This window comes from Bacillus sp. FSL R9-9497, assembly GCF_038005805.1.
Taxonomy (GTDB): Bacteria; Bacillota; Bacilli; order Bacillales; family Bacillaceae_G; genus Bacillus_A; species Bacillus_A cereus.
On the sequence record NZ_JBBOTY010000001.1, the window covers coordinates 460,671 to 474,721 of the forward strand.

A 14,051-nucleotide genomic window follows, 5' to 3' on the forward strand; every position below is an offset into this window, starting at 1 on the left:
ATAATGATACAAAAGCAACATGAGAGTAAGTTGGAAGTTGGTCAAACGTTTCCTGTGACAATTAAACGTCTTGGGATTAACGGAGAAGGCGTTGGTTATTTTAAGAGACAAGTTGTTTTCATTCCAGGGGCATTACCAGGAGAAGAAGTTGTTGCAGAAACAACGAAAATTCAGCGTGGCTTCGCTGAAGCGAAAGTGAAAAAAGTTCGTAAAGCTTCACCGCATCGTGTGAAAGCACCGTGTCCAGTATATGAGGAGTGTGGCGGTTGTCAGCTGCAACATTTAGATTATAAAGAACAATTGAATCAAAAGCGTGATATCGTTGTACAAGCATTTGAGAAGTACATGAAAAATAGTATGGAAGAGAAAATTCGTCCAACGCTTGGCATGGAAAATCCATGGCATTATCGTAATAAGAGTCAATTACAAGTGGGGCGTAAAGACGAAAAGGTTATTACAGGGCTATATAAACAAAACTCACATCAGTTAATTGATATCGCTCACTGTATGATTCAACATAAAGCAACGAATGAAGCGACAAAAGTTGTAAGACGTATTTTAGAAAAATTAAATGTTTCTATTTACAATGAGAAAAAACAAAAAGGTTTAGTACGCACAATTGTAACACGTACTGCAGTTCAAACAGGTGAAGTACAAGTTACACTTATTACAACAAAAGAAGAATTACCAAATAAAGAACAATTTATTGCAGAAGTACAAAAACAGATGCCAGCGGTTAAATCAATTATGCAAAATGTAAACTGGCGTAAAACATCTGTTATTTTTGGCGACAAAACATTTAAATTAGCTGGAAAAGAAGTAATTCAAGAAACACTTGGTGATTTATCATTTGAATTATCAGCACGTGCGTTCTTCCAGTTGAATCCAGAGCAAACCGTTGTTTTATATAATGAAGCAAAAAAAGCCGCTGCGTTAACAGGCGATGAGAAAATTGTAGATGCGTATTGTGGCGTTGGTACAATCGGTCTTTGGCTTGCAAATGATGCAGCGGAAGTACGTGGTATGGATGTAATTCCAGAAGCGATTGCAGATGCAAGAAAAAATGCGAAGCGTCACGGATTTACAAATACGAAATATGAAGCAGGTAAAGCTGAACAATGGTTACCGAAATGGGTAAAAGAAGGATGGCGTCCAGATGTAATTGTTGTCGATCCACCACGTACAGGTTGCGATGATAAATTACTGGAAACAATTTTAAAGGTGAAGCCGAAACAAGTTGTGTATGTGTCTTGTAATCCTTCTTCATTAGCACGTGATGTACAAGCATTAATGAAGAGCTATGAAGTGGAGTATGTGCAACCAGTTGATATGTTCCCGCATACTGCGCATGTAGAAAATGTAGTGAAGCTTGTTAGAAAGTAAAGTTTATTAATATTCCCTCATGGTATGAGGGAATATTTTCTATGAAGGAGAATATTATGCATAATTATAAATTAACGATTCAGTACGATGGTGCACGTTTTAAAGGATGGCAACGTCTTGGTAATAACGATAATACAATTCAAGGAAAAATCGAAAGTGTCATATCTGAAATGATCGGAAAAGAAATTGAAATTATCGGTTGTAGTAGAACAGACGCTGGTGTACATGCTTTGAATCAAGTTGCTAACTTTCAAAGTGATGAGAAGTTAGTGGAACATAAAGTGAAAAAATATTTAAATCAATATTTACCTAATGATATTAGCATTACGAATGTGGAAGAAGTACATGATCGTTTCCATGCTCGTTACAATTCTAAAGCAAAAACATATCTGTATAAAATTTGGAATGAAGAGCATACAAATCCATTTATGCGTAAATACAGCATGCATGTGAATAAAAAATTAAATGTGAAAAGCATGAAAGCAGCTGCAAAACATTTAGTTGGTTCACATGACTTTACTGCTTTTTCAAATGCGAAATCAAAGAAAAAATCTATGGTTCGAGAAGTATATACACTTGATGTGATGGAAGAGGCAGGGTTTGTACAAATTAGAGTAAGTGGTAACGGCTTCCTTCATAATATGGTAAGAAAAATTGTTGGGGCATTAATTGAAGTTGGATTAGGACAATTAGATGCTGAAGCAATTCCAAACATTTTAGAAGAAAAGCAGCGCAATCAAATTAATTGTCTTGCTGAGGCAAGTGGGTTGTATTTAGAGAATGTTGAGTTTTAATGGCAAATAAAAAAATCGGGCTAAGTAGCTCGATTTTTTTAGTATTACGAAGATTTTTCATTTTTTATACGTAGCTTTAAATTCCAAAAAGCAGCAAGCATAATAGCTGCAAAGGAGCCAAAAATTGTTCCTAATAGCTTTGCATAAGGAGAGCTGCTTACATCGGCATTAATGAATAACATCATACAGAGCATGGCAGGGAAAAAGTATAAGTATTGTAATAACTTTAATTTTTTATCATTACTCATATATATAGCCCCTTTCTAGCATGTTATATGTTTATTGTAACATATTTTACCAAGTTGTTTTTGCACTTGGAGACATGTTCATTTCATATGTGTAAATGCAGTTTTTTAATTCGATATTGTAAGTTTTGCCTACTTAATCCTAAAAATTTTGCAGCTTGTGAAATGTTGCCATGATTCTCTTTAAGAATTTGATTAATGTAGTTCTTTTCCATTTTTTCTATTGTGTGTTTTAAAGTTTTAGGTGCATCAGTATTGTGATTAGTTAGTGCATGCTGCATATTGAATTCTGTTTTTATTCGTTCACGAAAGCGAGTAGGCATATGAAACGCTGTAATGATGGTTTCATCTTCTATCAAGTTCATGGAACCTTCAATTATATGTTCCAACTCCCGTACGTTTCCAGGCCAATCGTATGCATAGAAAAATTCTCTTACATTTACATCTACATCGGTTACATTGAGCCCAAATTGAGTATTATATTTTTCAATAAAGTGCTGAACAAGATCTGGAATATCTTCTTTTCTTTCACGTAAAGGCGGAAGACATAAAGTAACGACGCTTAATCGGTAATATAAGTCTTCTCTTAATCGATTATGTGCGATGGCTTCGAAAGGATCTTCATTGATAGTTGCTATAATACGAACATCAATTTCTTTTTCATGTGTGCCTCCGATTCTTCGTATTGTTTTTTCTTGTATAGCTCGTAGTAACTTCGCTTGAAGTGCTGGACTTAATGAGTTGATTTCATCTAATAACAAAGTTCCTCCGTTCGCTTCTTCAAATAAACCAGCTTTATCGATAGCTCCTGTAAATGCACCTCGGTTTGTACCGAATAATAAGCTTTCCATGAGTGTATCAGGTATAGCGGCACAGTTCTGTGAAATAAAGGGTTTTGTTGAACGCTGACTTTCATTATGGATGCTTTGTGCAAATAGTTCTTTCCCAGTGCCTGTTTCTCCTACTAGAAGTATGGAGGAAGATGTACGAATTACTCTTTTTCCTTCAGTAATGATTGATTGAATAGCTTCAGAATCACCAATTATGTGATCAAAGGTAAATTTAGTACTTTGTTTTCGAGAAGGGCCCATTCTTATTGTTTGCTTTAAGTTACTAATTTCTTTTGATATTTCAATAGCGCCTTTAATTTTTCCATTTTCTATTATAGGAAAAGTATCGTTAATCGTTGTAATTTCTTGTCCTTTATTGTTAAAATACGTTTGTTTTATATTTTTCTTTGTTTTTCCAAATTTTAATGCCTCTATAAGAGTACTATTTTTATTTTCTTCAAATGCAAATACCTCTAAAGGACTTTTATATAGCACATCTAAGCGATCCATTGATTCAATTTCCATCATTTTGCGGTTATAGACAATCGTTTTACTTTCCTCATTAATAATATGAATCCCGATATCGAGTTCATTGAGTAAAGTTTCATATAGCATATTCATTTCAATAATTTGTTTGAAATTAATTTCTTCTGTATGCATGTAACATCTTCTCCTCATTTCACCCTATGAAGACTGACTTTTTATAATTTTATTAAAATTCTTATAAAATCGCAAAAAATTTTTGCTATTTTTCGTTTAAAACTTTTTAAATGATCGAAAAATTTTGCGGTTGTGCACATTTTTTTGTATGAAACTCTCATTTAATACATGAATTAGAGACTTGGTACGTATTTTGCATAAATAATATTTGAAATCTCTAGAGGGGAGAATATGAATTTTTACAGGATATACAACGTTTCGGTGTCAATTAATAAGAGGGAGGGATTTATAAAGTGAAGACAGTTATAGAAGGTGTGTATAGTCCTTGTTATGGAAAAGTAGAGAAGTTATTTGTTACGGAAAGTTCTTACGTATACGAGTGGGAGAAATTAGCGTTAATTGAAACGATAGATAAACAGAAAGTAGAAATTAAGATAGGAATCAGTGGTTATATTGAATCATTAGAAGTAGTAGAAGGACAAGCTATTGCTGATCAAAAGTTATTAATAACAGTAAGGGATGACCTTTTAGTAACAGGCAGTGATTAATGTAAGTGATGTGTATTTTTGCTCTTTTAAATCATTATTTTTACGGTGAAGAATTTTAAAAACGCTTACATTAAATGGATTGGCAAAGTGAAAAGGGGGGATTTATATGATGGATCAAAACCAAGGGTTAAAAAGGGAATTGAAAAGCAGGCACATCTTTATGATTGCACTTGGAGGAGTTATTGGTACCGGTCTTTTTTTAGGATCTGGGTATACAATTCATGAAGCTGGACCTGGAGGAGCAATTGTAGCGTATCTTGTCGGTGGATTTGTAATGTATTTAACGATGCTCTGTCTTGGAGAATTAGCTGTTGCGATGCCTGACGCAGGGTCTTATCAAACGTATGCGACAAAGCATATTTCCCCTGCAGCAGGTTATGTAGTGGGATGGATGTCATGGTTAAACTGGTCTGCTACGATAGGTATTGAATTAATTGCAGTTAGTATTTTGATGAAACGTTGGTTTCCTGATGTACCGTCATGGATTTGGTGTGTAGTGTTCGCGGTACTGCTCTTTGCTATTAATGCGTTATCTTCAAGAAGTTTTGCGGAAGTGGAATTTTGGTTTGCAAGTATTAAAGTAATTACAATTATTGCATTTATTATTTTAGGCGGGGCGGCAATGTTTGGTTTTCTAGATATGAAAGGAAATGAACCAGCACCGATGTTCTCTAGCTTTACTGATTACGGGGGACTGTTTCCGAATGGATTATCAGCCATTTTAATTACGATGATTGCAGTTAATTTTTCTTTCCAAGGAACAGAACTAGTTGGTATTGCAGCAGGTGAGAGTGAAAATCCAGAGAAAACGATCCCGAAGGCAATTAACAATACAGTTTGGCGTATACTTGTTTTCTTTGTACTATCTATTTTTATTCTTGCTGGACTATTCCCTTGGCAGCAAGCAGGAGTAATAGAAAGTCCATTCGTAGTTGTATTTGATAAAATTGGTATTCCTTATGCAGCAGATATTATAAATTTCGTTATTATTACAGCAGTACTATCCGTTGCGAATTCAGGATTATATGCAACTTCGCGTATGCTATGGTCTATGTCTAATCAAGGAATGATTAGTCCGATTTTTGGTAAGTTATCTAAAAACGGTGTTCCTATTTATGCATTGATTGTAAGCACAATTGTAGGTTGTCTCTCATTATTATCAGGTATTTATGCGGAAGATACAGTTTATTTATGGCTGCTTTCTATCGCTGGATTTGGAGCGATACTAGTTTGGGCATCTATTGCTCTATCTAACTTATTAGCTAGAAGGTCATACATAAAGCAGGGCGGGGATGTCAAAGACCTGAAATTTAAAACACCGCTGTATCCATTCGTACCACTGCTTGCGCTATTATTAAATGTAACAGTAATCGTTGGCATGGCCTTTATTCCAGAACAAAGAATGGCATTGTATTGTGGTATTCCATTTATGATTGTTTGTTTACTGTTTTATCGTGCTACAAGAAATAAGGGAAGTAATGTAGAGCATATTGAAAAGACAAATACAACGGAAGTAGAGAGTTTATAATAGTGATTAATTAGGAGACTGTAAAATTGTAAACAGTCTCTTTTTTTGTGAAAATAAAGCTGGAAACATACTATGTATGCAAAGGGGAATTAGCGATGAATCGAGAAATTTCGCAGTTGTTAAAACAAATAGATTCAAGGAAAGAGGAATTGTTAGAACTTACAAAAACATTAATTCGTTTTGAAACACCAGCACCGCCAGCGAGAAATACAAATGAAGCGCAAGAATTTGTTGCAGAGTTTTTAAGAAAACGAAATTTTAGTATTAATAAATGGGATGTATATCCGAATGATTCGAACGTTGTTGGGGTAAAAAAAGGAATAAAAAGTGACTCATATAAAAGTCTTATTATTAATGGTCATATGGATGTAGCTGAAGTGTCAGCAGATGAGGCGTGGGAAACTGATCCATTTGATCCATTTATAAAAGATGGCTGGTTAGTTGGACGTGGCGCAGCAGATATGAAAGGTGGGCTGGCTGGAGCGCTATTTGCCATTCAACTTTTACAAGAAGCTGGTATTGAATTACCTGGAGATTTAATCTTTCAATCAGTAATAGGGGAAGAAGTTGGAGAGGCAGGAACACTTCAATGCTGCAGGCGAGGTTACGATGCTGATTTTGCAGTCGTAGTGGATACGAGTGATTTACATATGCAAGGGCAAGGTGGTGTCATTACTGGATGGATTACAGTGAAAAGTCCGCAAACGTTTCATGATGCAACGCGCAGACAAATGATCCATGCTGGAGGACGTTTATTTGGAGCGAGTGCGATTGAAAAAATGATGAAAATTGTGCAGAGCTTACAAGAATTAGAGCGTCACTGGGCAGTCATGAAAACATATGAAGGCTATCCATCTGGAACAACAACAATTAATCCAGCTGTTATTGAGGGGGGAAGGCATGCGGCGTTTATTGCGGATGAGTGCCAGTTATGGATAACAGTGCACTTCTATCCGAACGAAACACATGAACAAATAATAAAAGAAATTGAAGAATATATTGGAAAGGTAGCAGCTGCCGATCCATGGTTAAGTGAAAATCCGCCACAATTTAAGTGGGGCGGAGAATCAATGATTGTAGATCGTGGTGAAATTTTCCCTTCATTAGAAGTAGATAGGGAACATGCAGCTGTAAAAAAACTTAGCTCAGTACACGAGTCTATTTTATCAAAAAATGCAATTTTAGATATGTCTGCAACGGTAACTGATGGCGGTTGGTTTAGTGAGTTTCATATTCCAGCGATTATATATGGACCAGGTACATTAGAAGAAGCACATTCTGTAAATGAGAAAGTTGAAATTGAACAGTTAATTGAATTTACAAAAGTAATAACAGCATTTATATATGAATGGTGCCACACGAAAAAATAGATTTGTATAGTAAAATCGTACGAGTATGTATACTTGTACGATTTTTTAGTGAACTATTTCAGAGGTGAAAATAAACAACTGAAATAGTTCTTTATTTTGCTATGTCTTTCGTTTTATTTCAAGTAATTTCTCTTTTGCTAATTCAACGGCGATCGCATCATCTAAATAGCCAATTGGAAAGAGATAGTCGGGAATAATATCTGTCGATAAAATGAAATACAGTAATGCGCTCCCAAGAACTGCACGTTCTTCTTTTGAAATGGTTTCATTGCAAAATTGTTGATACATATCTGTTAATTGTTCAATAAAAGGACCAGCACTATCAATTTGCTCTAATTTGCTTGCGAAACTGTCATGAATACGTTTTTCGCCTTCTGTTGTCTGGGCATAGCGTTCGTAATTTTCGAGTTCTTGTTTTACGCGAGTTGTAGTGTAATCGAAATCGAATAAGTTAGAGGATTGCAGCGTTTGCTGAATGGTATCAAGAGATGTGTACATATCTGTTTTTTCTTTATTTATGTGAGGAGAATCAGGGTACATTTCATCAAATAACAATTGGGGTGGAACTTGAAGACATTCTGCAAATTTTTGTAGATGTTTTTGTTTTGGCGGTTGTTTTCCATTAATAATTCTTGAGACTGTTGCAGGATCAATATTTGTAAGTATTCCTAGTTGGCGCATAGATAAGGCGCGTTCTTTTAAAAGTTTTTTTATTAATTTGCCAAGCCGATCATTCGGGTTTTCATTAGCCATAGTGTAGGCACTCCTTTTTTAGTATTGAAAAAATATTGAGCATTTATTACAAGTATATGAAACAGACAGGCACAGTTGCTCAACATTTTCATAATATGCATTGAAAAGTGAGAAAAAGGGGTGACTATTTATGAGTACAGTAGGCTTATTTTCAATTTTTTTAATCGGGATCGCTTCTAATTTAGATAATGCAGGTGTTGGAATTGCATATGGCATTCGTAAAATTCGTATTTCGTGGTTTAACAATTTTATCATCGCATTCTTTGGATTTTTATTTACTTTACTAGCTGGATTTTTTGGAAACTGGATTGCGTTATTTATTTCAGAGTTTACAGCAAATCTGATTGGAGCAATCGTTTTAGGGATAATCGGTGTGTTTATTTTGTGCCAGCCTTTCTTGGGTCAAAAAAATACTGCAGGTTCTAAAGATGATAATGTACTTATGGGCATTTTACGTAATCCGGAAAAAGCAGATTTTGATGGTTCTAAAACAATTAGTTTCTCAGAAGCAATTGTTTTAGGAGTTGCGTTGTCTATTAATAATATTGCAGGTGGATTTGATGCAGGGGTAACAAATTTAAATCTTTGGCTTACAGCGACTATTTCTGGGGTGTTTAGTTTTATTTGTATTAGTGGTTTTGCGTATGTAGGAAAACGATTTTTAGCAGAATACTTAGGGAAATGGGCGACAGTTATCGCAGGACTATTATTAATTCTTATTGGGATCGATCAGTTGTTGTAAGGAGAGTAGAAAACAAGGTTCGAGTATTTCCTTGGAAATACAGCAAGAGATTGCATATATCGACGTACTTTTCTCCATACTAATACGGATTTCTTTTAAGAAAGGGGGATTTGTATGGGACGCGGGAAAGCATTTGATCATAAGAAAAAAGGGCATGATCATCAACCACCTAAAGGTGCGTTCATTCATAAAGATGTAAATGAACATACTTTGGAAGAGGAAGAGCTACCAGTAAATATTGAGGCGTATAAAAATAGTTTGAAAAAACATTAAAAGCACCTACATAGGTGCTTTTTTACCGTATATCTTCAATTAATTGTTCGGATTCTTCATGCATACTGTACTCACTTAATACTTGAATGCAAAGCCACTTTAATTCCTCAATCGTATGCTCAAGTTCTTCAGGAAGCACATGATAAATGTCTTCAAGTCCCATCCCGAAATGAATAATTTCAAGTACTTGATCATCGATGTTCCGATCCATTAATAATTCAAGTACTTCTAAATTGAATATGTATCGGTGAGCTTCGTCGAGTGAAACAACTTTTAACTTCAAGCTTTCTACAATACTCAATATAAAAAGAAGGATTGTTTTTTCAAGAACAGGTTGTTTTCCCATTTGAAATATTAGTTTCATCTTTCACACCTCCACATATAGCGCTAGGTTGTACTATATTATTCAGGAGGGGGGAACAAATATGCATGATATAGAGAAACTTTCAGCACTGTTTTTGTAAGAGGATTGATAACTGACAAAAGTGAGGTTTTGGCGAAATAAAAAATCCTGCTAGTATAGCAGGATAACTCACGATTAAAAAATGCTCCAACCTTCTTGAGCAGAAAGAAGTTCAAGAATTTTAAAACCGGCAATACTATTTCCGTTTGCATCTAAAGCTGGTCCGAAAATACCGATTCCCATGTCTCCTTTTACGCAGCCAAAAATACCACCGGCTACACCACTTTTTGCAGGAATACCAACACGAATTGCAAATTCACCAGATTCGTTATACATACCACATGTGACCATAAATGTTTTGCAAATTTTTGTAATATGCTTAGGGATAATTTGTTTTTTCTTATATGGATCATATCCATCCATTGCAAAAATTAAGCCGATACGTGCTAAATCGATGCAGTTTACTTCAACTGCGCATTGACGAGTATATAAATCCATAAGTTCTTCAATATCACAATCGATAATTCCGTTTTGTTTCATATAATAACAAAGTGAACGGTTTAGGTAAGCTGTCTCTAGTTCTGAATCGGCAACTTTAGAGGAATAATTAATAGTAGGATTATCTGTTATTTCACGTACAAAATGAAGAATACGTTCCATTTTTTCCTCGTTATCTTTTCCTGCTAGCATGCTTGTAATAGCTAAAGCCCCTGCATTTATCATTGGATTAAGGGGTTTGGATGGACTTGTCGTTTCTAACTTAATAATAGAATTAAATGGGTCACCCGTTGGTTCCATTCCAACTTTAGAAAATACATATTCTTCACCACGGTCTAAAAGGGCAAGGGCAAGTGTAATTACTTTGGAAATACTTTGAAGAGTAAATAGTGTTTGTGAGTTGCCTGCATGGATATATTCTGTTTCTTTATGGAAAATGGCAATCCCTAAATCGTCTGGATTTGCATTTCCTAGTTCGGGGATATAAGTAGCAAGTTTTCCTTTTTTCGTATATGGTTTTACTTGTTCTAACAACTGTTGTAAGTTGTTTGTTTCAATGCACTGCATAGTACCAACGCTCCTATTTTGAATTAACTAAGTTTACTTTTCCCGATATGCTCGGAAATAAATAATAACATGAAAAAGTGGAATGATAAAACGAAAGTTCAATGTGCTATAATAGGTCTTTCGTTTCGAGTATTCTGTATTTTAAAAAGGAGAATTTTCCTTTTATATAACAGTTTGGAAATAGGAGATTTATCCATAAAAAGTTCAGAAATAAAAACTACACATCTATACAACTATATGTTATTATGGTTATGTAATAGAAAGCGTTTTCTAAAGCGTACTAATAATGATAACGATTTCATAAATTTGATTAGGGGGAATTAAAATGTTGCAGTTTTTACAACGTATTGGTAAAGCTTTAATGCTTCCGATCGCAGTACTACCAGCAGCAGGATTATTGCTTCGTTTAGGGCAACCAGATGTATTTGATATTCCTGTTATGGCACAGGCCGGCGCAGCAGTTTTTGATAACTTAGCACTTATTTTTGCAATTGGTATTGCAATCGGTCTTTCAGTGGATGGTAGTGGTGCAGCAGGTCTTGCAGGTGCAATTGGTTATCTTGTTATGAAAAATAGTATTGATGCACTTAGCAAAGGGTATTCAACTGCTGAATTACAAGATAAATTAGGTAAAGTCCAAGATTTAATAGGTAATAGCGCAAATGTAGATCCATCTAAGCTTGCGGATACAATGACACAAGTATCTAAGGCTGCTGAATTATCGACTAAAGTAGATATGAAAGTCTTAGGTGGTATTATTGTTGGTGTTATAGCAGGACTTCTTTATAATAAATTCCATAAGATTAAACTTCCAGAATGGTTAGGTTTCTTTGCTGGAAAACGTTTCGTTCCAATTGTTACATCAGTCGTGATGCTGATATTAGGAATTCTATTTGCACAAATTTGGCCAACAATTCAAAATGGTATTGATGCATTAGCTCATGGAATTGTTAATTTAGGTGCAATTGGTTCAGGATTATTTGGTTTATTAAACCGTTTATTAATCCCAATTGGTTTACACCACGTAATGAACACATACTTCTGGTTTGTATTTGGGGACTTTACAAATGCAGCAGGTAATGTTGTTAATGGTGATATTGCTCGTTTCCTTGCAGGTGACAAAACAGCAGGTATGTTTATGACTGGTTTCTTCCCAGTTATGATGTTCGGTTTACCAGCAGCATGTTTCGCAATGATTGCAGCTGCTAAACCAGAAAAGCGTAAAGCAGTTACTGGTATGTTAGCTGGTCTAGCATTAACTTCATTCTTAACTGGTATTACAGAGCCTATTGAATTCTCATTCATGTTCTTATCACCAGTATTATATGGTATTCATGCTGTACTAACAGGTCTTTCTTTATTCATTACAACATCGCTTGGCATTCATGATGGTTTCTCATTTAGTGCCGGTGCAATCGATTACGCTTTAAACTTCGGTATTGCAACAAAACCAGTCTTACTAGCAGGTATCGGTTTAATTTACGCAGCAATTTATTTCATAGTATTCTACTTCTTAATTAAGAAGTTCGATTTAAAAACTCCTGGTCGTGAAGATGACGATGAGTTAGTTGAAGATGGTGAGGCACCAGTTGCAGGTTCAATTGGTGAAACTTACGTAGCAGCTTTAGGCGGAAAAGAAAACTTAACAGTTATTGATAACTGTGCAACACGTCTACGCTTACAAGTAAAAGATGCTGGTCAAGTAAATGAAGCAGCATTAAAACGTGCTGGTGCAAAAGGTGTTATGAAATTAAGTAATACAAGTGTCCAAGTTATCGTAGGTACAAATGTTGAATCTGTTGCCGATGATATGAAAAAACACGTATAAATAATGAGATAAGAGGATGTCCAAAAAGATTGATAACATCAATTTTTTAGAGGATATCCTCTTTTTTTGTTAATAATTTAACGGGAATCTTACTTTTGTAAATTTTCTTTTTCTTTTTTGTACATATAGGTTGGTAATATGTGCAGTGCGTGATAAAGTAGGGATGATATAGAGTGGATTATCCATAATCTACTAAAACGAATCTTTAGTAAAGGAATTAAATTATTGGTGAGTAAGGGGAAAAAAGCAATTATGGATCAGGAAAAAAATAATGCGAATGGGAAAGTACGTCGGCCGATTGTATACATAAACAGAACAATCATTCTCGTCTTACTATTATCACTTGTATATTTCATGTATACAAAAATTGTTGCGCATAATAAGAAAGAAGAAACTTTAAAAGCGGCAGCAGAAATGAAGAAACAAGAAGAGCTAAAAAAGAAAGAAGAAAAAAAGAAACAAGAAGTACAGAAGCAAAAACAAAAAGAGCAGGAAGAACAAGTGAAGCAAGCGCAAGCTGTGGAGAAGCTTCCCGAGGGACCACCTCAAGAAATTAATGAAAACGCTCAATTGGACCAGTATTTACAAAACGCAGGATTTAGCGGGACAGCTGTTATTGTGAAGAACGGAAAAGTTCTTTTGAATAAAGGGTACGGTATGGCAAATAAAGAACAGAAAGTACCGAATAATTCAGAGACGACTTTTTATATTGGTTCTATTTCAAAGGCATTTGTAGCAACTGCTATTATGCAGTTGAAAGATCAAAATAAATTACAAGTAGAAGATACTGTTGCAAAGTATATTCCAAATTTTCCTCAAGGTAATAGTATTCAGCTAAAACATCTATTAACACATACATCAGGGATTCCCGAATATGAGCAGGGAAAAGAAGATATTTCTCATGAAGAACTGATAAAGCGGATAGGAAATCAAAAGCGTATTGGTGGTCCAGGAGAGAAGTGGAAGTATTCTGATTCGAACTACTCTATACTTGCATACATTGCCGAGAAGGTAAGTGGACAGTCGCTCGAAGAATATATTAAACAACATATTTTTGCTATTGCGGGTATGAAACATTCTGGTTTTGGTACAGCGTTAGAACAAACAAGATTCCCATCAACGGGTTATAAAATAGTAAATAATAATATGACAACACCTAATATTCCGAGCATGTCACAACTATATGGTTGTGGTGATATATACACAAGTGCGCATGATTTATATTTATTTAACGAAGCACTATTCTCTGGTAAATTAATTTCAAAAGAGGGTTACGATCAAATGTTTACGGGTGGAAAAAAGGATTACGGGTTTGGATGGTACGTAGACCCAGGAAGCTATTCGAATCACGGTGTAATGCCAGGATGGAATTGCTTAAACGGATTTAGTAAAAATGGTAGTGTATATGTTGTTTTATTATCTAACATTCAAAATAACATTAAATCATTTGGTAAAGTGAATAACGATATTTATTCGATATTGCGGAATATTGAAGTGTAAGAAACTATCCTTTTGGATAGTTTTTTTTATGCCTTGAACTAAATATTTCTTTTAGAAAATGTATGTCTTACCTATCACAAAAATATCTATTTTGTATACATTAAGATGTATGGATGTGAAATTTTATAA

Annotated in this window: 14 protein-coding genes and 1 pseudogene; 10 read left to right on the forward strand and 5 right to left on the reverse strand. The window is 34.8% G+C overall.

The window, feature by feature from the left end; genetic code table 11:
* The first annotated feature begins 3 nt into the window (after positions 1–3).
* Positions 4–1,383: a 23S rRNA (uracil(1939)-C(5))-methyltransferase RlmD gene (gene rlmD, locus MKY21_RS02395; RefSeq protein WP_000615200.1), complete on the forward strand. Its 1,380-nt coding sequence runs from the start codon at positions 4–6 to the stop codon at positions 1,381–1,383.
* 56 nt (positions 1,384–1,439) lie between these two features.
* Complete coding sequence (gene truA / locus MKY21_RS02400; RefSeq protein ID WP_000553114.1) at positions 1,440–2,177, forward strand: tRNA pseudouridine(38-40) synthase TruA; 738 nt, start codon at positions 1,440–1,442, stop codon at positions 2,175–2,177.
* Positions 2,178–2,221: 44 nt separating this feature from the next.
* Here truA and MKY21_RS02405 read toward each other — a convergent pair whose 3' ends face one another.
* Both MKY21_RS02405 and MKY21_RS02410 read right to left on the reverse strand, forming a co-directional pair.
* Entirely contained in the window at positions 2,222–2,425 is a 204-nt protein-coding gene (locus tag MKY21_RS02405; RefSeq protein ID WP_000063861.1) for a hypothetical protein, read from the reverse strand.
* An 83-nt stretch (positions 2,426–2,508) separates the two neighbouring features.
* Positions 2,509–3,912 (reverse strand): sigma-54 interaction domain-containing protein, encoded by a 1,404-nt coding sequence (locus MKY21_RS02410; protein ID WP_341075354.1) that lies wholly within the window; start codon positions 3,910–3,912, stop codon positions 2,509–2,511.
* A 293-nt stretch (positions 3,913–4,205) separates the two neighbouring features.
* On the opposite strand from MKY21_RS02410, the gene MKY21_RS02415 reads away from it, so the two are divergent.
* The 3 genes from MKY21_RS02415 to MKY21_RS02425 all read left to right on the forward strand — a co-directional run bounded on the left by MKY21_RS02415 (position 4,206) and on the right by MKY21_RS02425 (position 7,358).
* Entirely contained in the window at positions 4,206–4,460 is a 255-nt protein-coding gene (locus tag MKY21_RS02415) for a biotin/lipoyl-containing protein (RefSeq protein WP_000859489.1), read from the forward strand.
* A gap of 106 nt (positions 4,461–4,566) precedes the next feature.
* A complete protein-coding gene (locus MKY21_RS02420) occupies positions 4,567–5,988 on the forward strand; it encodes an amino acid permease (RefSeq protein ID WP_000969247.1) in 1,422 nt (473 codons plus the stop codon).
* Between the two features lie 95 nt (positions 5,989–6,083).
* Positions 6,084–7,358, forward strand: a complete 1,275-nt coding sequence (locus MKY21_RS02425; RefSeq protein WP_001078358.1) for an acetylornithine deacetylase — start codon at positions 6,084–6,086, stop codon at positions 7,356–7,358.
* 99 nt (positions 7,359–7,457) lie between these two features.
* Here MKY21_RS02425 and MKY21_RS02430 read toward each other — a convergent pair whose 3' ends face one another.
* Positions 7,458–8,111: a DUF1232 domain-containing protein gene (locus MKY21_RS02430; RefSeq protein ID WP_001262772.1), complete on the reverse strand. Its 654-nt coding sequence runs from the start codon at positions 8,109–8,111 to the stop codon at positions 7,458–7,460.
* 130 nt (positions 8,112–8,241) lie between these two features.
* On the opposite strand from MKY21_RS02430, the gene ytaF reads away from it, so the two are divergent.
* Complete coding sequence (gene ytaF / locus MKY21_RS02435; RefSeq protein ID WP_000108729.1) at positions 8,242–8,853, forward strand: sporulation membrane protein YtaF; 612 nt, start codon at positions 8,242–8,244, stop codon at positions 8,851–8,853.
* A 114-nt stretch (positions 8,854–8,967) separates the two neighbouring features.
* Positions 8,968–9,126, forward strand: coding sequence for a hypothetical protein (locus tag MKY21_RS02440; protein WP_000532409.1), 159 nt, complete (start codon positions 8,968–8,970; stop codon positions 9,124–9,126).
* A 22-nt stretch (positions 9,127–9,148) separates the two neighbouring features.
* Here the strand turns inward: MKY21_RS02440 and MKY21_RS02445 are convergent, their stop codons facing one another.
* Together MKY21_RS02445 and glsA are read right to left on the reverse strand one after the other, a co-directional pair.
* Positions 9,149–9,490, reverse strand: a complete 342-nt coding sequence (locus MKY21_RS02445) for a DUF3969 family protein (RefSeq protein WP_341075358.1) — start codon at positions 9,488–9,490, stop codon at positions 9,149–9,151.
* Positions 9,491–9,664: 174 nt separating this feature from the next.
* The gene (glsA, locus tag MKY21_RS02450; protein ID WP_001149850.1) at positions 9,665–10,594 is read right to left on the reverse strand and encodes a glutaminase A; all 930 of its coding nucleotides are present in this window, start codon (positions 10,592–10,594) and stop codon (positions 9,665–9,667) included.
* Between the two features lie 69 nt (positions 10,595–10,663).
* On the opposite strand from glsA, the pseudogene MKY21_RS02455 reads away from it, so the two are divergent.
* The 3 genes and pseudogenes from MKY21_RS02455 (at position 10,664) to MKY21_RS02465 (ending at position 13,922) form a co-directional block, all read left to right on the forward strand.
* A pseudogene (locus MKY21_RS02455) lies at positions 10,664–10,778 on the forward strand (transcriptional regulator).
* 141 nt (positions 10,779–10,919) lie between these two features.
* Positions 10,920–12,422 carry an N-acetylglucosamine-specific PTS transporter subunit IIBC gene (nagE, locus tag MKY21_RS02460; RefSeq protein WP_000938893.1) on the forward strand — a complete coding sequence of 501 codons (1,503 nt, stop codon included), beginning with the start codon at positions 10,920–10,922 and terminating at the stop codon, positions 12,420–12,422.
* Positions 12,423–12,674: 252 nt separating this feature from the next.
* Positions 12,675–13,922: a serine hydrolase domain-containing protein gene (locus MKY21_RS02465; protein ID WP_341075360.1), complete on the forward strand. Its 1,248-nt coding sequence runs from the start codon at positions 12,675–12,677 to the stop codon at positions 13,920–13,922.
* The last annotated feature ends 129 nt before the right edge of the window (positions 13,923–14,051 follow it).

What these genes read in the sequence shown, in the direction of transcription:
- rlmD (WP_000615200.1), top strand. Translation starts at nt 4, where the DNA reads ATGATACAAAAGCAACATGAGAGTAAGTTGGAAGTTGGTCAAACGTTT.
- truA (WP_000553114.1), top strand. Translation starts at nt 1,440, where the DNA reads ATGCATAATTATAAATTAACGATTCAGTACGATGGTGCACGTTTTAAA.
- MKY21_RS02405 (WP_000063861.1), bottom strand. Translation starts at nt 2,425, where the DNA reads ATGAGTAATGATAAAAAATTAAAGTTATTACAATACTTATACTTTTTC.
- MKY21_RS02410 (WP_341075354.1), bottom strand. Translation starts at nt 3,912, where the DNA reads ATGCATACAGAAGAAATTAATTTCAAACAAATTATTGAAATGAATATG.
- MKY21_RS02420 (WP_000969247.1), top strand. Translation starts at nt 4,567, where the DNA reads ATGATGGATCAAAACCAAGGGTTAAAAAGGGAATTGAAAAGCAGGCAC.
- MKY21_RS02425 (WP_001078358.1), top strand. Translation starts at nt 6,084, where the DNA reads ATGAATCGAGAAATTTCGCAGTTGTTAAAACAAATAGATTCAAGGAAA.
- MKY21_RS02430 (WP_001262772.1), bottom strand. Translation starts at nt 8,111, where the DNA reads ATGGCTAATGAAAACCCGAATGATCGGCTTGGCAAATTAATAAAAAAA.
- ytaF (WP_000108729.1), top strand. Translation starts at nt 8,242, where the DNA reads ATGAGTACAGTAGGCTTATTTTCAATTTTTTTAATCGGGATCGCTTCT.
- MKY21_RS02440 (WP_000532409.1), top strand. Translation starts at nt 8,968, where the DNA reads ATGGGACGCGGGAAAGCATTTGATCATAAGAAAAAAGGGCATGATCAT.
- MKY21_RS02445 (WP_341075358.1), bottom strand. Translation starts at nt 9,490, where the DNA reads ATGAAACTAATATTTCAAATGGGAAAACAACCTGTTCTTGAAAAAACA.
- glsA (WP_001149850.1), bottom strand. Translation starts at nt 10,594, where the DNA reads ATGCAGTGCATTGAAACAAACAACTTACAACAGTTGTTAGAACAAGTA.
- nagE (WP_000938893.1), top strand. Translation starts at nt 10,920, where the DNA reads ATGTTGCAGTTTTTACAACGTATTGGTAAAGCTTTAATGCTTCCGATC.
- MKY21_RS02465 (WP_341075360.1), top strand. Translation starts at nt 12,675, where the DNA reads ATGGATCAGGAAAAAAATAATGCGAATGGGAAAGTACGTCGGCCGATT.